This is a genomic window from Kribbella sp. NPDC051936 (assembly GCF_040680955.1).
In the GTDB taxonomy this organism is placed as follows: Bacteria; Actinomycetota; Actinomycetes; order Propionibacteriales; family Kribbellaceae; genus Kribbella.
The window spans coordinates 689,134-710,285 of the sequence record NZ_JBFAXS010000002.1 but is presented as its reverse complement, the minus strand read 5'-3'; the positions used below and the strand labels follow the sequence as shown (position 1 = coordinate 710,285).

At 68.6% G+C, this 21,152-nt stretch carries 15 protein-coding genes; 7 read left to right on the top strand and 8 right to left on the bottom strand.

All coding sequences use genetic code 11. The annotated features are described in order from the left end of the window. Positions 1 to 55: 55 nt before the first annotated feature. The gene (aqpZ, locus tag AB0L64_RS08920; RefSeq protein ID WP_363709299.1) at positions 56 to 820 is read left to right on the top strand and encodes an aquaporin Z; all 765 of its coding nucleotides are present in this window, start codon (positions 56 to 58) and stop codon (positions 818 to 820) included. Positions 821 to 872: 52 nt separating this feature from the next. On the opposite strand, the gene AB0L64_RS08915 is transcribed toward aqpZ, so the two are convergent. The 6 genes from AB0L64_RS08915 to AB0L64_RS08890 are packed head-to-tail and all read right to left on the bottom strand — an operon-like array spanning position 873 to position 8,364. Beyond that, the gene (locus AB0L64_RS08915) at positions 873 to 3,005 is read right to left on the bottom strand and encodes a TIM-barrel domain-containing protein (RefSeq protein WP_363709297.1); all 2,133 of its coding nucleotides are present in this window, start codon (positions 3,003 to 3,005) and stop codon (positions 873 to 875) included. A gap of 1 nt (position 3,006) precedes the next feature. Further along, on the bottom strand, positions 3,007 to 4,101 hold the full coding sequence (locus tag AB0L64_RS08910; RefSeq protein WP_363709295.1) for a glycoside hydrolase family 15 protein: 1,095 nt from the start codon (positions 4,099 to 4,101) through the stop codon (positions 3,007 to 3,009). 47 nt (positions 4,102 to 4,148) lie between these two features. Next, positions 4,149 to 5,408 carry a sugar ABC transporter substrate-binding protein gene (locus AB0L64_RS08905; RefSeq protein WP_363709293.1) on the bottom strand — a complete coding sequence of 420 codons (1,260 nt, stop codon included), beginning with the start codon at positions 5,406 to 5,408 and terminating at the stop codon, positions 4,149 to 4,151. Positions 5,409 to 5,421: 13 nt separating this feature from the next. Beyond that, positions 5,422 to 6,225 carry a carbohydrate ABC transporter permease gene (locus AB0L64_RS08900; RefSeq protein ID WP_363709291.1) on the bottom strand — a complete coding sequence of 268 codons (804 nt, stop codon included), beginning with the start codon at positions 6,223 to 6,225 and terminating at the stop codon, positions 5,422 to 5,424. Further along, positions 6,218 to 7,168: a sugar ABC transporter permease gene (locus AB0L64_RS08895; RefSeq protein ID WP_363709289.1), complete on the bottom strand. Its 951-nt coding sequence runs from the start codon at positions 7,166 to 7,168 to the stop codon at positions 6,218 to 6,220. Before AB0L64_RS08895 ends, AB0L64_RS08900 begins: the two co-directional genes overlap by 8 nt. Continuing rightward, positions 7,165 to 8,364: an ROK family protein gene (locus AB0L64_RS08890; RefSeq protein WP_363709287.1), complete on the bottom strand. Its 1,200-nt coding sequence runs from the start codon at positions 8,362 to 8,364 to the stop codon at positions 7,165 to 7,167. Before AB0L64_RS08890 ends, AB0L64_RS08895 begins: the two co-directional genes overlap by 4 nt. 158 nt (positions 8,365 to 8,522) lie before the next feature. Here AB0L64_RS08890 and AB0L64_RS08885 point away from each other — a divergent pair, with 158 nt between their 5' ends. The 3 genes from AB0L64_RS08885 to AB0L64_RS08875 are packed head-to-tail and all read left to right on the top strand — an operon-like array spanning position 8,523 to position 15,895. After that, on the top strand, positions 8,523 to 9,704 hold the full coding sequence (locus AB0L64_RS08885) for an ROK family transcriptional regulator (RefSeq protein WP_363709285.1): 1,182 nt from the start codon (positions 8,523 to 8,525) through the stop codon (positions 9,702 to 9,704). Positions 9,705 to 9,755: 51 nt separating this feature from the next. Beyond that, positions 9,756 to 13,049 (top strand): TIM-barrel domain-containing protein, encoded by a 3,294-nt coding sequence (locus AB0L64_RS08880; RefSeq protein WP_363709283.1) that lies wholly within the window; start codon positions 9,756 to 9,758, stop codon positions 13,047 to 13,049. Beyond that, positions 13,046 to 15,895, top strand: coding sequence for a TIM-barrel domain-containing protein (locus AB0L64_RS08875; RefSeq protein ID WP_363709281.1), 2,850 nt, complete (start codon positions 13,046 to 13,048; stop codon positions 15,893 to 15,895). Before AB0L64_RS08880 ends, AB0L64_RS08875 begins: the two co-directional genes overlap by 4 nt. A gap of 8 nt (positions 15,896 to 15,903) precedes the next feature. On the opposite strand, the gene AB0L64_RS08870 is transcribed toward AB0L64_RS08875, so the two are convergent. Then, positions 15,904 to 16,830 carry a proline dehydrogenase family protein gene (locus AB0L64_RS08870; RefSeq protein WP_363709279.1) on the bottom strand — a complete coding sequence of 309 codons (927 nt, stop codon included), beginning with the start codon at positions 16,828 to 16,830 and terminating at the stop codon, positions 15,904 to 15,906. 115 nt (positions 16,831 to 16,945) lie between these two features. Between AB0L64_RS08870 and AB0L64_RS08865 the strand changes: the two genes are divergently transcribed. Then, positions 16,946 to 18,121 carry a helix-turn-helix domain-containing protein gene (locus tag AB0L64_RS08865; RefSeq protein ID WP_363709277.1) on the top strand — a complete coding sequence of 392 codons (1,176 nt, stop codon included), beginning with the start codon at positions 16,946 to 16,948 and terminating at the stop codon, positions 18,119 to 18,121. Here AB0L64_RS08865 and AB0L64_RS08860 read toward each other — a convergent pair. Next, the gene (locus AB0L64_RS08860) at positions 18,072 to 19,088 is read right to left on the bottom strand and encodes a LacI family DNA-binding transcriptional regulator (protein WP_363709274.1); all 1,017 of its coding nucleotides are present in this window, start codon (positions 19,086 to 19,088) and stop codon (positions 18,072 to 18,074) included. The genes AB0L64_RS08865 and AB0L64_RS08860 overlap by 50 nt on opposite strands. Positions 19,089 to 19,559: 471 nt before the next feature. On the opposite strand from AB0L64_RS08860, the gene AB0L64_RS08855 reads away from it, so the two are divergent. After that, the gene (locus AB0L64_RS08855) at positions 19,560 to 20,240 is read left to right on the top strand and encodes an ABC transporter permease subunit (RefSeq protein ID WP_363709272.1); all 681 of its coding nucleotides are present in this window, start codon (positions 19,560 to 19,562) and stop codon (positions 20,238 to 20,240) included. Next, on the top strand, positions 20,237 to 21,145 hold the full coding sequence (locus AB0L64_RS08850) for a carbohydrate ABC transporter permease (protein ID WP_363709270.1): 909 nt from the start codon (positions 20,237 to 20,239) through the stop codon (positions 21,143 to 21,145). The genes AB0L64_RS08855 and AB0L64_RS08850 overlap by 4 nt, the downstream gene beginning before the upstream one ends. Positions 21,146 to 21,152: the final 7 nt, after the last annotated feature.

Sequence of the window (21,152 nt, the reverse complement as noted above, 5' to 3'; positions counted from 1 at the left end):
TTACCGTGACAAGGAGAGTGCTCCAATCCACGGGGGGTCCAACAAGGAGGCTGTCGTGGAATCACCCAGTCCTGCGGCTCGGATCGGTGCGGAATTCCTGGGGACGTTCTGGCTGGTGTTCGGCGGCTGCGGCGCTGCCGTGCTGGCGGGCGTCGTGCTCAGTCCGGACAAGGTCCCGGTCGGCATCGGCTACCTCGGCGTGGCGCTGGCCTTCGGCCTGACCGTGCTGACCATGGCGTTCGCCGTCGGCCACGTGTCCGGCGGTCACTTCAACCCGGCGGTCACGATCGGCCTCGCGGTCGCGCGGCGGATCGAGTGGAAATGGGTCCCGACGTACATCGTGACCCAGATCGGGGCCGCCAGTGCGGCCGGCGCCGTCCTGCTGGCGGTTGCCAGCGGCAAGGACGGCTTCAGCGCCGCCGGGAGCGGCTTCGCGAGCAACGGCTACGGTGACCGGTCGCCGGGCAGCTACTCCTTGCTGGCCTGCCTGATCGTGGAGGTCGTGCTGACCGCCTTCTTCTTGTACGTGATCCTCGGCGCCACCGACGACCGGGCGCCCAAGGGGTTCGCCCCGATCGCGATCGGTCTCGCCCTGACGCTGATCCACCTCGTCGGCATCCCGGTCACGAACACCTCGGTGAACCCGGCGCGGTCGCTCGGTGTCGCCTGGTTCGCCGGGGCCGACGCGCTCGGCCAGGTCTGGCTCTTCATCCTGGCCCCGATCGCCGGCGCCGCGATCGCCGGGATCAGCTACGCCGCCGTCACCGGGGCGCGCGGGGCACAGGCCGAGGTCGACGCGGGGGTCGCCAACAACCCGTGAGGAGCGCGGCGTCCGGCGGCCTGGGCATCGGGCCGCCGGACGCCGCGGCCGATCAGCGCAGTACGCCGGGCCTGCGGCTGTAGACCGGGATGATGTCGATCGGCACGTCGCGGGTGATCAGTCCGCTCTCGACGGGCTCGTCGGTCCAGGCGTCGTACCAGGTGCCCTCGGGCAGGTACGTCGTCCAGGTGGTGACGCCGGGCTCGAGGACGGGGCTGACCAGCAGGTCGTCACCGAGCTGGTACTGGTACGGGTGGTCCCAGATCTCCGGGTCGTCGGCGTGGTCGAAGAACAGCGGCCGGAGCAGCGGGCGGTCGGTGGCGACGGCCCGTGCGGCCTGCGCCGCCAGGTACGGGACGAGCTTCTCCCGGAGTACGGCGTACGCGCGGAAGACCGGGACGACGCGGTCGTCGCCGGTGGTCTCGGCGACGAACCACGGTGTCCGGTCGCGCAGCGGGAGCTGGTGGTGGTTGAACTCCGAGTGGTACTGCATGATCGGCAGGAACGTCGACGCGGCAGTGGCGCGCAGGTACAGCTCGGCGTCCGGCACCGGTCCGGAGAAGCCGGCCAAGTCCCAGCCCCAGTAGACGATGCCGCACGACGCCGCCGTCAGGCCCGCGGTGATCGACGACCGGAACGCCTCCCAGGTCGAGTCCTCGTCGCCGGCCCAGAAGATGCCGTGCGCCTGCGACCCGGTGAACCCCGCGCGGGAGAACGTCACCGGCGCCTTGCCGGCCGACCGGAGCAGGTCGCCGAACGCGCGGGCGTAGTGCACCGGGAACAGGTTGTTGCCGTCGTCCCCGCGCCGCCCATCGGCGTACCGCAGGTCGTGACCCCACGCGTGCTCGCCGCCGTCGGTCTTGAAGCCGTCGACGTCGAAATCCTCGACCAGATACCGGCGCTTCTCGGTCCACCAGTCCCGGGTGCGCTGCACGGACAGGTCGGGCATCAGCGCCTTCGGGAACCACCAGCCGCGGTTGCGGTAGGCCGTACCGTCCGCCTCCAGCACCGCGTGGCCCTCACGCACCATGGCGGCGGCGTCGGCGGCGACCTGACCGCTGTCGAACTCGCTCTTCTGCAACGGGATCTGCCACAGGATGACCTTGATGTCGCGGCTGTGCAGCTCGTCGATCATCGCCCGCGGGTCCGGCCACGCGCCGTCGGCCGGGTAGCTGAAGTCCGCGGCCTTGTGAGCGCTGCCGTCCGGCGTGACGTCGTACTGCGCGTCGCGCCAGATCGTGATGCCTTCCTCGTCGCTCCACGCCTCGATCACCACGGTCCCGACCGGGATGTCCAGGTCGCGGTGCGCGTCCATCCGGGCCATCACCAGCGCCTGGGTGTTCCATTCGTTGCCGGAGGCCCACAGGCGGAACACCCAGTCGGGCAACTCCTCCGCGCGACCCACCTCGTCCAGGAACGCGGACAGCACCTCGGTCGGTGAGCCCTCGTAGATGCCCAGGTCGACCACCGGCTCGTCGCCCAGGGCGACTTCCACGGTGAGGCCGGTGTCGTCGGACGAGAACCAGGTCCGGCGCGACGTGCGGACGTGGAAGCCCCAGCCGCCGTTGACCACGTGCGCGAACGGCATCGGCAGGTAGGTGCGGCCGTGTACGCCCTGCGCCTTGTACTGCTCGAACACGACCGCGTCCAACTGCTGGCCGCGCTGGTCCAGGTGGTCGTAGCGCTCGCCGAAACCGACCAGGTGATCGGTCGGCTGCAGAGGCAGTCTGAACCGGGCGCGATGGACGCCCTCGGCCGACACCAGCCACTCCACATCACGGACCCGATGACCCCCACCGCGCACCTGTCCGCCTTCAGCCATCCACGCAGCCGGCGCCACGTCGAACCACTCGCTCGTCTCGGTGCCCGCGTGGAAGCGGTATCGGACCGGTTCGGTGATCGGCGGGGTGACGACCGACCAGCTGTCGTCGGATCCCAATGACTTCGCCTGGGCCTCGCTCAGGTGGCCTTCGCCGCCCGCCAACGCCGCCGCGTCGGCCGCAGTCGCCTGCGTCGGCGTCAGCTCGAGTGTTGTCGTGCCCCACTCGCAGACCACCGACGTGACGTACGGGGAGGCGACGACGCCGAGCCGGACAGGTTCGCCGGCGAGCGGGAGGACCGGCACGCGCTGGTCGGGGGAGCTGGCGTACGGATGCTCGATGCCGTGCGGGCGATGGGTGATCATGTCAGGCCTTCTCGGAGAGGATGCCGAGCTCGTCGGCGAGGATCAGGTACATGCCGTGCGACCACAGCAGCGGCGTGGCGACGGTGCCCCAGCGGGCGATCCACTCGTCCCGCGACCCGGGGTGCAGGAGATGGTGCGCGACCTGCTCGGGAAGGTCGCCGTCGGGTGTCGCCTGGTCGGCGATCCAGCGCAGCAGCCGCCACGCCCCGGCGGTGTCGCCGGCGGCCGCGAGGTTCCAGCCGAGCAACGCGGACAGCAGGATCCATTGCCCGCCGCCGTAGAACACGTCGGCGGTGAACCGGTGAACGCCGCCGTCGGCGTCGAGGTCCCGTGCGACCGCGCCGAGCGTCGCCGTACCGGCGTCACCCGACACGAGCCCGAACGGTACGACGCAGGAAGGCAGCGACCCGTCGACCGCCGCGGTCCCCAGCCACTTGGTCAGATGCCCGTCGTGCATGCCCTCGGCGACGACCAGGGACCGGATGCGCTCGGCAACGTCCAGGACGGCGACCCGGGTGTACGGCGCGATCGCGACCAGCCCGCCGTGGATCGCGCCGAGCGTCGACACGTGCCGCTGCTCGACGTGCTCCTCCCACCAGTCGTAACAGGGCCGGTCCCAGAACGCGACCAGGTAGTCGACGGCGACGTCGATCCCGCCACGCCACCGCTCGAGGTCCAGTCCGTGCCGGGCCGCATGCGTGACGACGGACCACAGCCACGTCCCGTAGCCGTCGGTCTGGAAGTCCCACCACGGGTCCGACCCGTCCGCGCCGTCGAACGTGAAGCGGGTCGGCAGCATCGCCGAATCCGGGGGAGTGGCACCGCGGGCGGTCGCCGCGCGCAGGTCGTCCACCTGCGCGCGACGGCTCCGCAGCACGCGATCCACCCAGTCGTGGAACCGATCGGCCGACGCGACATCGCCGTACCGCGAGATCCCTTCCGCGGTGAACGATCCGTCCCGCAACCAGGCGTAGCCCTTGTACGCCGAGAAGGTGGGCGCCGCCGGATACGCCCCACCGGCGTCCTGGTGCTTGGTGATGACTGCGTGGCTGTACTCGGCCAGCGCACGCAGCCTGGTCAGATCAACCTCGGCCACCTCCCCCGCCCCCGAGCGAAGCGAGGGGGCGGGTTCTTCTGTTCTCTTCACTTCTTCAGCAGACCGTTCACCTTGGACTGGGCGTCGGCCAGTGCCTTCTCGACCGTCTTCCGGCCGGCGGCCGCGGAGCTCAGTTCCTGGGTGACCGCGTCCTGCATCTCCTGCTGACGCTCGACGACCGGCGGCAGGACCGGCTCCTCGAGCGCGGTGAAGACGGCCTCCCGGTTGGCAGGCTTCGGCTGGTCGAGGTACGTCTTGAGCTTGCTCTCGTCGGCGACCGGCGGCAGCTCCCAGGACGACGCGAGCCGGGTCTTCGTGGTCTCGTCCGACGCGGAAAGGTAGGCGATCCACTTCTGCGCGGCGGCCGCGTTCTTCGAGGCGGCGTTCACCACCAGGCCGTTGGCGAACATCGCCGAGGCCTTCTTGGTGTTACCGGGCTCGACGACGACGTCCCAGTCGAACTTCGCGCCGTCCAGCGCCGAGAACATCCAGATCCCGGTGTGCCACATCGCGAGCTTCCCGGACTTGAACAGCTTCGAGTCGAAGTCCGGCGTCCCGGCGCCGTCGGCCTCGGTCGGCATCGTCTTGCCCACCTTGCCGACCAGGAAGTTCGCCGCCTCGACACCCTGCGGGGAGTTGAAGGTGGCCGCGGTCCGGTCCGCGTTCAGGAACTCGCCGCCGTTCTGCGCGAGCACCTTGTAGAACTCGTTGTACGACACCGGCTGGTAGTCGCCCCAGGTCTTGGTCGCCTTGTTGGTCAGCTTGGCGGCCGCGGCCTGCTCGTCCTTCCAGGTCCAGTCGGCCGTGGGCTCGGCGACGCCGGCCTGCTTGAACAGGGTCTTGTTGTAGAACAGCACGACGTTCGAGAACGACTCGGGTACGCCGTATTGCTTGCCGCCGGAGTTGAACGCGTCGTACAGCGTCTTCTTGTAGACCGACGAGTCGACGTTCTGCAGTTCGGCCAGCGAGCCGTTCGACGCGTACGTCACGAAGTTCTCGTAGTTGAGCTCGAAGGCGTCGGCCGCGGTGCCGCCGGCAACGGCGGTTTGGAGCTTGGTGAAGTAGTCGGCGTACGGGACGGTCTCGACCTGGACCGTGATGTCCGGGTTGGCGGCCTGGAAGGCGTTGACGATCGCCGTCAGGTCCTTCTCGTGACCGTCGTTCGACGAGAAGTTCATGTAGCGCACGACCGACTTGCCGGCCGGCGCGTCGGCCTGCTTGGTCGCGGATCCCTGCCCGCAGGCGGTCAGCGCGAGCGCGGCGGTCAGGCTCAGAGCAGAGACGGCCGCGAACTTCAGGAGGCGCATGGGGTGTTTCCTCTCACTTGATACCGGTGTGTGCGACACCGGCGATGATGTGGCGCTGCGCGAGCAGGTAGACGATGGCGATCGGCACGATCGAGACGACGGATCCCGCCATCACGACGTCCCACTGGGTGGTGAACTGGCCCTGTAACGTGGACAGGCCGAGCGGCAGGGTCATGAACTCCGGCGACCGGATCACCACCAGCGGCCAGAGGAAGCTGTTCCAGCTGCCCATGAAGGCGAACACCGCGACCGTCGCCAGCGCGGGCCGGATCAGCGGCAGCACGATCGTGGTGAAGATCCGCAGGTGCCCGGCGCCGTCGATGGTGGCCGCCTCGTCGAGTTCGGCCGGTACGGCGGTGACCGCCTGCCGGAGCAGGAAGACGCCGAACGCGGACGCGATCGTCGGCGCCAGCAGGGCGAAGTACGTGTCCTGCAGGTTCAGTGTCTTCATCTCGATGAACAGCGGTACGACGAGCACCTGCAACGGGACCATCAGCGTGGCCAGGTAGCAGCCGAAGATCACGTTCTTCAACGGGAAGTGCAGGCGCGCGAACCCGTAGGCCGCCATCGAGCCGGTGATCAGCTGGAGCACGGTCGAGGCGATCGCGATCAGCAGCGAGTTCACCAGGATCCGCCAGATCGGCATCGCGTCGAGCAGCGTGCGGTACGCGTCCAGGGTCGGGTTGTCGACGATCAGCTTCGGGCCCTCGGCCAGTGAGCCTTCCGGGGTGATCGACGTGATCACGGTCCACAGGAACGGGAAGAGCATGATCGCCGCGCCGGCCACGACCGCGGCGTACAGCCAGAACCTACGCATAGTGCACCCACTTCCGCTGGCCGCGGATCTGGACCACTGTGATCACCAGGATCACCGCGAACAGGATCCAGGACAGTGCGGACGCCTCACCGGCGCGTCCGTACCGGAACGTGAGGTCGTAGATGTGCCCGACCACGACCTGGCTGCTGCCGGACGGCCCGCCGCCGGTCATCACGTACACCTGGTCGAACACCTGGAAGCCGTTGATCAGCGAGATGACCACGACGAAGAACGTCGACGGGGACAGCAGCGGCAGCGTGATCCGCCAGAACCGCTGCCACCCGCTCGCGCCGTCCACCAGCGCGGCCTCGTAGACGTCGGACGGGATCGCCTGCAGTCCGGCCAGCAGGATCACCATCACGAACCCGAGGTCCTTCCAGGCCGACGACAGGATCACCGCGGGCAGCGCCCACTGCGGATCGGTCCACCAGCCCGGGCCCGGTACGCCGAAGAAGCCGAGCACGTCGTTGACGAGGCCGTTCGCCGGGTTGAGCAGCCACTTCCACACCAGCGCGACCACGACCCAGCTCGTCACCACGGGCAGGAAGTACGTCGCGCGCAGGAACGCGCGGCCCTTCAGCCGCTGGTTCAGGACGAGCGCCAGGCCGAGCCCACCGGCGTACACGAGCGGCAGGTAGCCGGCGACGTAGATCAGCGTGTGCAGGAAGACGCGGCGCGTCATCGGGTCGGTCAGCAGGTTCGAGTAGTTGTCCAGCCCGCCCCACTGCATCGGCGAGATCAGGTTCCACTTGTGCAGGCTGACCCAGAGGCTCGACACCATCGGCACGAGCGTGAACGCCAGCAGCGGGATCGCGCTCGGCAGCAGGAAGAACAGCACCCAGCCGAGCTTCTTCCAGCCGCCACCACGCCTGGCCGGCGCGGGTCGGGGCGGTGTGTGCGTCTTCCGGTCCCGCCGGCGCTCGGTGAGTGTCGGCGTACTCATGACGCTCCCAGCCGTGCGCGCACCAGACGGCTCTGCTCGCCGCCGTTGTCCGCCGAGTCGAACGGCGAGGCCAGCACGAGCGAAGCCGCGCCGCGCGCCCACTGGTCCTCCGTCCACGGCTCGACCAGCACGGGCACGCCCTTGCGGGCCGGCAGCAACGATCGCCGGAACGACGGCTCGAAGCCGGGCTGCCAGAACTCCCATCCGTCCACTCCTTCACCCAGCAGGACGACGACCTCCGGGTCGACGGTGTGGATCACGCCGGCCAGTGCGCGGCCGAGCAGGTCGCCCGCCCCGGCGTACACCGCCTGCGCCGCTGCGTCCCCGGCGGTCGCCGCGCGCAACAGTCCGGCGAGAGTGCCGCGCGGGCCGAGAGCGCCGCGACTGCGCGCCGTCCGGACGAGGCCGTCCGCGCCGATGTAGGCCTCCAGGCAGCCGGTCGAGCCGCAGGTGCACGGCGGCTGCTCGGTCGCGGAGTCCCAGACCGGGATGTGCCCGATCTCGCCGGCGCCGCCGTTCGCGCCACGATAGATCCCGCCGTCGACGACCATCCCGCACCCGATACCGCGCCCGATCGTGACGACCAGGTACGACGAGTGCTCGCGGCCGATGCCGTACAGCCGCTCGGCCGCGGCGAGCGTGTTCACGTCGTTGTCCACGAGCACCGGCGTACCGACCGCCTGCCGCAGGATCGGCCCGACCTGCGCGGCCCGCCAGCCGAGCGTCGGCGCGTCGACGATCCCGGACGCCTGCGAGTCGACGGAGCCGGGGACACCGACGCCGACGCCGAACAGCTGGTCGTCGAGGCCGGCGACCTCGTGGGTCAGGATCCGGCCGAGCCGGTCCAGGGCGTCGGCGGCGCCCGGGTCGAAGTCGTGCGATCCGGACGACCGCACGCTTCCGTCGAGCTCGACCGTGACCACGGCGACGTGGTCGGCGGTGACCTTCGCGCCGAGCGCGACCCCGGTCCGGCTGACCAGCCCGAGCAGGCGCGCCGGCCGGCCGCCGTTGGACGGCACCGACTCGAGCTCCTCGACGACCCCGCGGGCGATCAGGTCCTTGGTCACCTGGGTGACGGTGGCCGGGCTGAGCCCCAGGTTGCGCGCGATCGCGGTTCGCGACGTGGGCCCGCGGGTGCCGAGCATCGCCACGATGCCGGACGGCACCAGGTCGCCGCGGGGACTCTGACCGGTCACACTCGCCTACTTCCTTCGGTACTAAATTCGGTACTAAATTTAGTCAGAAACTAAGCAGGACTGCTCAGAACTGTCAAGAGGTCGAGGTCTTGACCGCCCGTGATTGCGGGGGATACGTTCCGGGGCACTTGCTTCGGTGACCTTAGGAAGTGGTGCGAATGCAGCCGGTGCGCGTCGGCAGCAAGGAGTTGATCCGCGAGATCAACTCCTCGCTCGTGCTCGCCGAGCTGCGGGCCGGCCTGGTCTCGCGCACCGACCTGGCCCGGCGCACCGGCCTCAGCCTGCCGACCGTGTCCGAGATCGTCGCGGACCTGATCGCCCGGGGCGTCGTCGAGGAACGCGCGACGGCGGTCTCCGGCGGCGGGCGCAAGCCGGTGCTGCTCGCGCTGAAGGCGGATGCCGGGTTCGTGATCGGGATCAAGGTCACCGAGACCCAGGTGATCGCGGTCCGCACCGACCTGAACGCCGGTATCGTCGACCGGGCCGTCGCCGCGGTGCCGGCCGACGACGTGCGCACCGTCGTCCGGGTCATCGCCCAGGTGGTGCGCAAGCTGCGCCCGAAGGACGGCCCGCTGTACGGCGTCGGCGTCGGGCTGGCCGGCGTGATCGACCGGGCCAGTGGCGTGGTGCGCCATGCGACGTACGCGGACTGGCGGGACGTGGATCTCGCCGGTCTGCTGGAGAAGCGGCTCGGCCTGCCGGTGGTGGTGGACAACGACGTCAACACCCTGGTCGCGAACGAGCAGTGGTTCGGCGCGGGCCGCGGAGTGGCCGACCTGGCCGTGGTCAGCATCGGCCGCGGTATCGGGCTCGGCATGGTGCTGGACGGCCGGCTCTACCGTGGCGCCGCCGGCGGCGCGGGGGAGTTCGGTCACCTGAAAGTTGCCGACGGCCCCGACTGTGCCTGCGGCGGCCGTGGCTGTCTGGAGGCGGTGATCGGCGGGCCCGCGATCCTGAGTCGTACCGGCCGGGCGACGCTCGAGGACGCCGCCGCCGTCGCGCGCGGCGGCGACCCGGCCGCGCGTGCGGTGTTCGACGAGGTCGGCCGGATCCTGGGGACGGCCGTCGGCAATCTGGTCAATCTGCTGAATCCGAAGCTGATCGTCCTCGCCGGCGAGGGCACCCGGGCCGGTGAGCTGATCCTGCCCGGCTTCGACGACGCCTTGCGCACGGCCGTGTTCGACGGACTCCAGCGGGAGCTGGAGATCGTCGTCGACGACTGGGACGACGAGGCCTGGGCCCGCGGTGCCGCGGGCCTGTTCCTGGGCGAGCTCTTCCAGCCGAACCTGCGACCGGACGAGGCCGGCCGCCCTTCCCTGACCACCCGCTCCGCGGGTTAGTCAACTCACCACCTTCGACACGAAGTGGGGCAGTCGATGAGTCATGCCGTCATGTCCAAGTACAGATGGATCGCCGGGCTCCTGGTGCTCGCGGCGGTGCTCTTCCAATTCACGCCCGCACCCGCCTGGGCGGGGACGCTGACGGGCGTCTTCCATGCGCCGTACGGCGCCGATGAGCTCTACAACAGTCAACCGACCGAGCGCACACCCCGCGATCCGATGGCGGGCCAGGCCGTCGAGATCAAGGCGACCACGTGGCCGATCTCGACCGGCCAGACCGTCTGGGTGACGTGGACGAAGAACGGCGTGAACCAGACCCCGATCGGCGCGGCGTTCGACTACAACAGCGGGAACAACACGTACTGGAAGCTGAACCTCGGGAGCTTCAACCGCGGCGACCAGATCACCTATACGGTGAACGCCGACGTCGACGGAGCCAACCAGAAGACGAGTGGTCCGTTCTCGTTCGCGGTCACGTCGTTCAGCGGCGCCGGCAACGTCACCGGGTTCGTGAACAACGGGACCAGCGTGGACGTGACGACCACGGACACGGCCGGCAGCTTCACGCCCAAGATCCGCTTCGCGTTTCCCGCCGCCGACCGGTTCCACGTCCAGGTGGCTCCCAAGGGCACGGGCCTGAACATTTCCGGCAGTACGTCGTACACCGTGACCGACAACGCCTCGACGCTGCAGCTGGCGACGACCAACGTGGTGGTCAAGATCCAGAAGACGCCGTACCGCGTCGCCGTCTACAAGGGGGACGGCACGACACTGATCGCGCGGCAGTACGACCCGGCGACGTTCCGCAACACGGGCTGGGCGAGCGACGGCGGCAACAGCGTCACCAAGGTCGAGGACCACTGGCTGACCCCGTCGGGAGAGCGATTCGAAGGCCTCGGCGAGCGGTACGACGCCCTCGACCAGCGCGGCAAGGACGTCCACAACTACGTCTACAACCAGTACCAGGACCAGGGCCCGACGCATCGGACGTACCTGAGCGTGCCGTTCTTCACCAACTCGGCGGGCTACGGCATCTACGTGCCGAGCACGCGGTACTCGATCTTCAATCTGGGCACGTATCTGAGCGACATGGCCGGCTTCACGATCGACACCGGCGGCGCGGCGAACTCGACCGCGGACTACTACTTCTTCACCGGCACCCGGGCGCAGATCCTCGACCAGTACACCGCGACCACGGCCCGGCCGAAGCTGCCGCCGAAGTGGGCGTTCGGTCTGTGGGGTTCCGCGAACGAGTGGAACACGCAGGCGGAGGTCAGCGCCGAGCTGGCCAACATGACGTCGAACAGCATCCCGCACACCGCGATGGTGCTCGAGCAGTGGAGTGACGAGGCGACCTTCTACCTGTGGCACGGGGCGACGTACACGCCGAAGCCCGGCAGTCAGGCGCTGACCTATTCCGACCTGACGTTCCCGGCCGGCGGCGAGTGGACCGACCCGAAGGCGATGGTCACCGCGGCGCACAACCAGGGCGTCAAGATGGTGCTCTGGCAGATCCCGGTGCTCAAGCAGGACTTCGACACGAACCCGTCCACGCCGCCGCAACAGCACGTCAACGACCGCGACTACGCGGTGTCCCAGGGCTACGTGCTCGGGGACGGCGCCGGCGGGCCGTACCGGATCCCGGCCGGGCAGTGGTTCGGCAACAGCACGGTGCCGGACTTCACGAGCACCGCCGCGAGCAACTGGTGGATGAGCAAGCGCGCCTACCTGTTCGACGACATCGGCATCGACGGGCTGAAGACCGACGGCAGCGAGGCCGTGTTCGGGCGGAACGTGACGAGCGCGAGCGGCCGCAAGGGCGACGAGCTGCACAATGCCTATCCGAACGAGTACACGCGGGCCTACAAGGATCTGGTCGAGTCGAAGACCGGCAGTCAGGGCACGCTGTTCAGCCGCGGCGGTACGGCGGGCGCGCAGGCGAACTCGATCTTCTGGGCAGGCGACCAGGCGTCGACGTTCGACGCGTTCCAGCAGGCTGTGCGGGCGGGGCAGAGCGCCGGGCAGTCAGGTGTCCCGTTCTGGTCCTGGGACCTGGCCGGATTCACCGGGTCGTTCCCGAGCATCGAGCTGTACCTGCGGTCGGCCGCGCAGGCGACGTTCGCGCCGATCATGCAGTACCACTCGGAGAAGTCGAACCCGAGCCCGTCGGAGGCGCGGACGCCGTGGAACGTGCAGACGCGCACCGGTGACACCAGCGTGGTCCCGAAGTTCCGGAAGTTCGCCAACACCCGGATGAACCTGATCCCGTACCTGTACACCGAGGCGAAGAACTCGTCGACGACGGGGCTGCCGATGATGCAGGCGATGAGTGTGGCGTTCCCGACCGATACCACGGCCGCCGCGCAGGACCAGCAGTACATGTTCGGGCGGCAGTTGCTGGTGGCGCCGATCACGACGCAGGGCGCGACCAGCAAGAGCGTCTATCTGCCGGCGGGGGAGTGGTACGACTTCTGGAACGGTGGCCGGGCGCAGGGCGCCGGGACGAAGGTGTACAACGCGGACACCGGCACGATCCCGGTGTACGCCAAGGCCGGGGCGATCGTCCCGCTGAACCTGAACGCGAACTACGAGCTCGGCGGCACGATCGGCAACAGCGTCGACACCTACACGAACCTGGCGTTCCGGGTGTATCCGTCCGGGACGACGAGCTACGGGTACTTCGAGGACTCGGCGAACCAGACCCGGACGATCACGTCCACCGAGAACTTCGCGGGTCACCAGGTCACCGTCAGCGTGCCGCCGCTGAGCACGAAGAGCACGCTGCAGGTGGCGTCGTCGAAGCCGGCGAGCGTGACGAAGGACGGAGTCACGATGACCGCACACGCGACCCTGGCCGCGCTGCAGGCGGCGAGCGAGGGCTGGTACTGGGATCCGGTGCAGCAGTTGACGCTGGTCAAGACGACGTCGAGCGCGTCGGCCCGGTCTGTCGTGCTCAACGGTGTCGACAAGGCGGCGTACGAGGCGGAGTTCGGCACGAACACCGGCACGACGACGAACACCGATCACCCGGGTTACACGGGGACCGGGTTCGTGGACGGTTTCGAGACCTCGGGCGACGCGGTCTCGGTCGACATCCAGGCCGACGTCACCGGCTCACACGTCCTGAAGTTCCGCTACTCCAACGGCGCCGCCACCACGGCGACCCGCACCATCCAGATCGACGGAGTCACCGTAGGCACCCTCAACCTACCGACCACCGGCAACTGGGACACCTGGTCCTCCGCAACCCTCACCACCACCCTCACCACAGGCAAACACGCCGTGAAAGCCCTCTACAGCACCGGCGGCATCAACCTCGACAACATCACGGTGGCACGCCCATGAAACGCATCGCAGCTTTCATCCTCCTCCTCCCACTGCTTGTCGTCCTGCCTGCTCAGACAGCTCAGGCTGCTGTGCAGCGGGTGCAGTTCACCGCGGGCGGCAACTACTTGGTGGTGGAGTTCCTCGACGACGACCTTGTGCACTTCGAGATGGGCGCCGGTAGCGGGCCCGGGACCGGTTCGCCGGTGTTCACGACCACTCAGATCGCGAAGACGAACTATCCCGGGCCGACCAGTCTTACGCAGACGGGTGGGGTGCTGACCACTCCAGGGATCAAGGTCGACGTCAACCAGACCACCTTGTGTGCCACGGTGTACGACACCACGCGGACACCGCAGCTGCTCCTCAACACGACATGTCCGCGCAACCTGAGTCAGGCGTGGAAAGGGCTGAGCTTCACCAAGTCCTCGATGCAGAACGCGTACGGCCTGGGCGAGCAGTTCTTCATGGGCGGCAGCGCCGACGGCGATTGGGTCGGTCGGCAACGCACGCCAGGCGGGAACTACGGCAATGCGATGGTCTACGACACCGACAACGGCCCGGTCGGCAACGCGCAGATCCCGGTGCTGTTCGCGGTCGGTGCGAACAACGCGAACTACGGCCTGTTCGTCGACCAGGTCTACAAGCAGCAGTGGGACCTGACCGGCGACCCGTGGACGATGGACACCTGGGGCGACCAGCTCCGGTGGTACGTGATGTCCGGGCCGGACCTGCCCGATCTGCGCAAGGACTACCTCGAGCTGACCGGCCGCCCGCCGGTGCCGCCGAAGAAGGCGTTCGGGCTGTGGATGTCGGAGTACGGCTACGACAACTGGAACGAGATCGACACCACGCTCGCCGGACTCCGCGCGAACAAGTTCCCCACCGACGGCGTGATGCTCGACGTGAATTGGTTCGGCGGTGTCACGGCCGGCTCGGACAACACCCGGATGGGCACGCTCGAGTGGGATCCGGTCAACTTCCCGAACCCGGCGACCAAGCTCGCGGCGTACCAGAACACCAACGGCGTCGGCGTGATGACGATCGAGGAGTCGTACGTCGGGAAGAACCTGCCGGAGCACTCCTCGCTGGCGAGCGCGGGCTACCTGATCCGCGCAGGGTGCTCGACCTGCAGTCCGGCGTACCTGACCGGCAACGACTGGTGGGGCCGCGGCGGCATGATCGACTGGACCCAACCGGCCGCGAGCACCTACTGGCACAACACGCAGCGCCAGCCGCTCGTCAACGACGGCGTGGTCGGCCACTGGCTCGACCTCGGTGAGCCGGAGATGTACGACGCCAACGACTGGACCGCCGGCCTGCTCGCCGGCAAGCACGCTCACGCCGACTACCACAACCTCTACAACCTGGAATGGGCCCGCGGCATCGCCAAGGGGTACGCCGACAACGGGAACCAGCAACGCCCGTTCATGCTGGCCCGCTCGGCCGCCGGCGGGATACAGCGCACCGGCGCCGCGATGTGGTCGGGCGACATCGGTTCGAAGCTGACCGCGCTCGCGTCCCAGCAGAACGTCCAGATGCAGATGTCGATGTCGGGGATCGACTACTTCGGCTCCGACATCGGCGGGTTCCGCCGGGAGATGCTCAACTCCGACCTGAACGAGCTCTACACCCAGTGGTTCGCGAACTCGGCGTGGTTCGACGTACCGATCCGCCCGCACACCGAGAACCTCTGCAACTGCGCCGAGACCTCACCGGACTCGATCGGCGACGTGCCGAGCAACCTGGCGAACCTGCGGCAGCGGTACGAGCTCACGCCGTACTACTACTCGCTCGCGCACAAGGCCTACACGACCGGCGACCCGCTGATGCCGCCGCTGGTCTACCAGTACCAGAACGACCCGAACGTGCGGGAGATCGGCCACGAGAAGCTGATCGGCAAGGACCTGCTCGTCGGGGTCGTTGCCGGCGCCAACCAACGGCAGCGCGACGTCTACCTGCCGGCCGGCACCTGGTTCGACTACTACACCAACACCAAGACCGTCAGCACCGGTCAGACACTCACGAACGTCCCGCTCTGGCGGAACGGCAAGTTCCAGCTACCGGCCTACGCGCGGGCCGGCGCGATCATCCCGAAGATGGCCGTCGACGACCAGACGATGAACGTCCTGGGCAAACGCGCCGACGGGACCACGCGCAACGAGCTGGTCGCGCGGGTCTATGCGGACAGTACGGCGTCGTCGTTCACACTGGCCGAGGACGACGGGACGACGGTCGGGTACCAGGCCGGATCCAAGCGGACGACCGACCTGACCCAGCAGCTCTCGGGCAGCACGGCGACCGTCGGGATCGCGGCGTCCTCCGGCACCTATACCGGAGCGCCGTCCGCCCGGTCGAACGTCGTCGAACTGGTCGCCGACACCCAGGCGTCCGCAGTGACGCTGAACGGTAGCGCCCTGACGCAGTACGCGAACAAGGCGGCCTTCGACGCCGCGAGCAGCGGCTGGTACAACGCCGGCGGCAACCTGGTCGTCGCCAAGTCGGCGTCGCTCTCCGTCGGATCGGCGAAGACCTTCGCCTTCACGCTCGGACAGGCGGTCGTCTCGAAGACGTTCAGCTGCGCGAACGGTACGACGACGTCGGGCCAGTCGGTGTACGTTGTCGGCAGCGCGCCGCAGCTCGGCGCCTGGTCGGTGGCGAGTGCGGTGAAGTTGTCGCCGACCGCCTACCCGACCTGGACCGGCACGATCGGCAATCTCCCGCCTAGCACCACCGTCGAGTGGAAGTGCATCAAACGCCAGGAGGCGAACTATCCGGCAACGGCCGACCAGTGGGGTCCGGATCCGAACATCTCGTTCACCACACCGGCCACCGGCAGCGGCGGTACGACGAACGGAGGGTTCTGATCCAGCGGCTACTTCGTCACCAGTGAACGGAGGAGGAACCCGACGTTGGCGGGCCGTTCCGCGAGCCGGCGCATGAAGTAGCCGTACCAGTCGTCGCCGTACGGGACGTAGATCCGCATCCGCGAGCCCTGGGAGCGCAACTGCTCCTGGGTGCTCGTCCGGATGCCGTAGAGCATCTGGAACTCGAAGTCGTCCGATCCCTTGCCGTGCTGGTCCGCCAGGCGCTGGGCAGCGGCGATCATCCGCGGGTCGTGGCTGGCGACCATCGGGTAGCCGAGCCCGCCCATCAGGATGCCGAGGCAGCGTTCGTACGCGGCGTCGACATCGCTCTTCGCGGCGTGGGCGACGGATTTCGGCTCGGCGTACGCGCCTTTGACCAGCCGGATCCGCGACCCCGCTCCGGCCAGGTCGCGGCAGTCGGCCTCGGTGCGATACAGCATGGACTGCAGCGCGACACCGACCCATGGGTGGTCCTTGCGGAGGTCGCCGAGGATGCCGAGGGTCGAGTCGACCGTGGTGTGGTCCTCCATGTCGAGGGTGACCGTCATACCGGCGCCGGCCGCGGCCGCGCAGATCGCGTAGGCGTTGTCGGCGGCCAGCTCCTCGCCGCCGCCGGGCAGCGCCTGGCCCATGGCCGACAGCTTGAGCGACGCCTCGGAACCGGCCGCGAGACCGTGATCCGCGAGGAGCGCGATGAGCTGGAGGTAACCGTCGCGGGCAGCCTCGGCCTGCGCACGGTCGACGGTGTCCTCACCCAGGCGGTCGAGGGTGACGGCGAAACCGCCGGTGGTCAGCCGGCGGGTCGCCTCGACGGCCGCGTCGGCGTCGTCGCCGGCGATGAAGCGGGTCACGACCCGGCGGGTGACCCGGGACTTGGTGACCATCGCCCGGACGCGGCGGCTCCGGGAGGCGGCGAGCAGAGCGGTACCGAGCATGGGTGGCTCCTTCGAGGTCAGATGACGGCACTGTAAGGAGCCCGGCCCGCCCGAAGCCTCATCCAGTTGGCAGAAAGCTGGAGCGAATCTTCATACAGCTGTCTAAACTGCCGTCATGGACCTCGACGAGCTGGTCGGTGCGATCTCGGACGTGTTCGGGACCCCGGCAGTCCTCGAAGACCGCGACTTCAACCTGGTCGCGTACAACACGCAGCCCAACGAGATCGACGCGGTCCGGGCCGGTTCGATCCTGCGGCGCCGGTCGACCGCCGAGGTCCGGAGCTGGTTCGAGCAGTTCGGTATCGCCGGCGCGACCGGCCCGGTCCGGACGCCGGCCGAGCCGAGCCTCGGAATCCTGCCCCGGCTGTGCCTGCCGGTGCGGTGGAACGGCGTGACCTACGGGTACTTCTGGCTCCTCGACCCCGAGGCCGGACTCGGTACGGCGCAGCAGCTCGAGGCGGCTGCGGCTGTCGCGCGGGAAGCGGGTGCCGTGCTCGCTCAGCGGGCCCGTGGCGGTCGCGACGCCTCGTTGCTGCTGACGAACCTGCTGGCGCCCGACGACGAGGTGTCGCGGCGGGCAGCGGACGAGCTCGACGGCCGCGGGCTGATTCGGCGTACGGCGACGGTCGTGGTCGTGCACGCGGAGCAGCCGCCGGGCGAACCGCGGGAGGTGATCCCGCTGAATCTCTGGTCGCTGCCGCGGCACGTGATCGCGCTGTCCGGCGAGGGATTCACGACGTTGCTGCTCGACCTCGGCGTCGACCGGGCGTCGCGGATCGAGCAGGCGATCGACCGGCTCCGGCAGCTGCATGCCCAGCGGCTGGGAGAGCAGGCCGCGAGCCGGTTGCTGGTCGGTGTGGGGGATCCGCAGCGCGGGCTGGCCCAGGTGCGAACCAGCCATGAACAGGCACGCCGTGCCGTGCAGGTCCTGGCCGCGGTTCCGGGGTCAGGTGTGGTGGCGCGCTGGTCGGAGCTCGGTGTGCGGCGGCTGGTTTCGTGCGGTCCGCATGCCGCGCTGGTGGACGCCGTACTGGATCCGCGGGCGCGACGGCTCATCGCGGAGAGCGGCGAGCTGGTGCGTACGGCTCAGGTGTTTCTCGACAAGGCCGGGAACGTGCAGGAGCTGGCTGCTGAGCTGGCGATCCACCGTCAGACGGCGTACTACCGGTTGCGGCGGATCGAAGCCGTGACCGGCTTCGACCTGCGGCGTGGTGAAGATCGGCTGGTCCTGCACCTTGCCCTCACGATGGCGCCCCTGCTGGCGGAGGGGCCGTCGACTCGCGAAAGATGAGGTGGTTGATGGTCCGGGTGGTGGGCTCCGGGATCGGCTCGCCGCGGATCTCGGCGACCAACCGGTGGATCGCCGCGCGGCCCTGCGCCTCGCGATCGACGGCCACGGTCGACAGCGACGGGGTGGCGAACCGCCCGATCTCCTCGTCGTCCCACCCGAAGACGCTGAGGTCGCCGGGCACGCTCCAGCCGCGCGACAGGGCGCCGCGGATCACGCCCATCGCGACGACGTCGTTGGCGGCCACGACGGCGGTCACGCCGCAGTCGTCCGGCAGGCTGGTGATCGCGTCGAAGCCGGACTGTGCCGACCAGTCGCCGTCGACAGCGCCGACCGAGCGCAGCCCGAGCTCTTCGATCGTCTCCAGGTAGACGCTCTTGCGGTTGCGGGCCGAGGCGAAGTTCTGGGCGCCGGCGACGTGCAGGAAGGTCCGGTGCCCGAGCGAGACCAGGTACTCGACGATGTCGCGGATCTCGGTGGCGTCGGCGAGCTCGGCCAGCCCGTGCAGCTTGTCGTCGTACGAGCCGCTGACCACGATCGGCACCCGGTTCGACTTCTTGCCCCTGAGGCTGATCGGGGACAGTGCCAGGATGCCCTCGACCTGGCCGGAGCGCGCCAGCTCGTCGATGCGCGCCGATCGTTCCTGTGATCCGCCCTCGACGCTGACGATCTCGACCTGGTACCCCGCTTCGTGCGCCGTCCGCGAGGCCGCCGCGAGCAGCCGGCCGGGGAAGTGGGCGCCCGACGCGAGCACGATCGCGAGCCGGTTGGTGTGCCGGGTCCGCATCGACCGGGCGACCAGGTTGGGGCGGTAGTCGAGGGCCTTGACCGCGTACTCGACCTTGATCCTGGTCTTCGGCTTCAGGCTGTCCTTGTCCTGGAGGTACCGCGACACCGTCGTGTGCGACACCCCGGCCAGGCTGGCCACCTGGTGGATGGTCGCCGGCCGTTTGGACGCCGGGTCCGCCACGTTCCCCTCCTCGTGCCAGGCCGTCTCAGGCCGGGCAGCTTATCACCAGCGCTCGTCCGAATAGCGCGGCGAGGCCTTGACAGCAAAAGTGGGCTGCGGTTAGCTACCGGCTCAGAAGTGGATCGATCACTTTTTAATCCGAGTATCGAAGGAGTGCCTGTGGCTGAAGCTGACACTGCTTCTCGGGTGCGTGATCCAGTGCGCGTGGACGCGGATTCCGGGGTTCGCAGCCGGGAGCGCAAACGATCCCTGCTGTCGCGGCTGAGACGCGACTATCCCGTGCTTTTGCTGGCGATACCGGGCCTGCTCGTCCTGCTGGCGTTTCAGTACTACCCGCTCTGGGGCAACGTCATCGCCTTCCAGGACTATCAACCCTTTTTGGGAACAGCGAAGAGTCTGTGGTCCGGATTCGAGAATTTCTCCGTCATTTTCAATGGTGATCCGGAATTCCTCAACGCGGTCCGTAACACCTTGATTCTGACCGCTATCCAGACCGTGATCGTGTTTCCGGCGCCGATCGTGGTGGCGCTCGTCCTGCACAGCCTGCTGTCGAACAAGCTCCGCCAGCTCGTGCAGACGATCATCTACCTGCCGCACTTCATGTCCTGGGTGATCGTGGTCGCGGTGTTCCAGCAGGTGCTGGGCGGGACCGGGATGATCAACAACTGGCTGCGCGGCCACGGGTACGACCCGATCCACGTGATCGGGAACGTCGAGGCGTTCCGGGCGCTGCTGACCTCGCAGGTGCTGTGGAAGGACACCGGCTGGGCGACGATCCTGTTCCTCGCCGTGCTGTCCCAGATCGACCGTGCGCTGTACGAGGCCTCGGCGGTGGACGGCGCGGGACGCTGGCGGCAGACCTGGCACGTCACGCTGCCCGGGCTGAAGCCGATCATCATCCTGCTGCTGATCCTCAAGCTCGGCGACTCGCTGACGGTCGGTTTCGAGCAGATCGTCCTGCAGCAGCAGGCCGTCGGCGTCGATGCCAGTGAAGTGCTCGACACCTACGTCTACAACAACGGCATTCTCGGCGGGAACTGGGGAGTGGCGGCCGCGGTCGGCCTGGTGAAGAGCGCCGTCGCCCTCGCTCTGGTGCTGTCCGCCAACAAGATCGCCCACCGCTTCGGCGAGGAAGGGGTCTACCGCGGATGAAGGCCAAACCAGCTCCGACGATGGTCGGCGGGATGCCGGTGCCAGGGCTGACCGAGCGCATCGTCAAGGCGCTCTTCCTCACGGTCATCTGCGGGGTCGTCGTGTTCCCGTTCATCGGCGTGATCTCGACCAGCCTCGCGCCCGCCGAGGAGGTGACCAAGGCCGGCGGATTCGTCCTGTTCCCGACGCACGGGCTGGACTTCACGGCGTACCGCTCGATCCTGTCGGGCGGGACGGTCACCCAGGCGCTGCTGATCAGCGGTTTCGTCACGGCGGTCGGCACGGCGCTCGCGCTGGTGCTGACCTGCACGCTCGGATGGGCGCTGAGCCGCCGCGGCACCATCGGCAACAGACCGCTGCTCCTGCTCGTGCTGATCAGCCTGCTGTTCAACCCGGGGCTGATCCCGTCCTACCTCGTCGTCCAGCAGTTCGGGCTGCTCGACAGCCTGTGGGCGGTGATCGTGCCGGTCAGCGTGAGTGCCTTCAACGTCATCGTCGTCCGGGCGTTCTTCGTCGGGCTGCCGGCCGAGATCATCGACGCGGCCCGGATCGACGGCGCCTCCGAATGGAAACTGTTCCGGCACATCGGCCTGCCGCTGTCCAAGGCGGTCGTCGCCGTCGTCGGCCTGTTCTACGGCGTCGGCTACTGGAACAGCTTCTTCAACGCGTTGCTCTACCTCAACGACAGCAGCAAGTGGCCGCTGCAGCTGGTGCTGCGGACGTACGTCGTGAACGGCGTCGAGCTCGGCGGTCAGGACCTCGGGCTGGCGGGCGAGGCGGTTCCGCCGCAGACCTCGATCCAGATGGCGATCCTGATGATCTCGATCGTCCCGGTCCTCTGCGTCTATCCGTTCATCCAGCGGCACTTCGCCAAGGGCGTCCTCACCGGCGCCGTCAAGGGCTGACCCACAA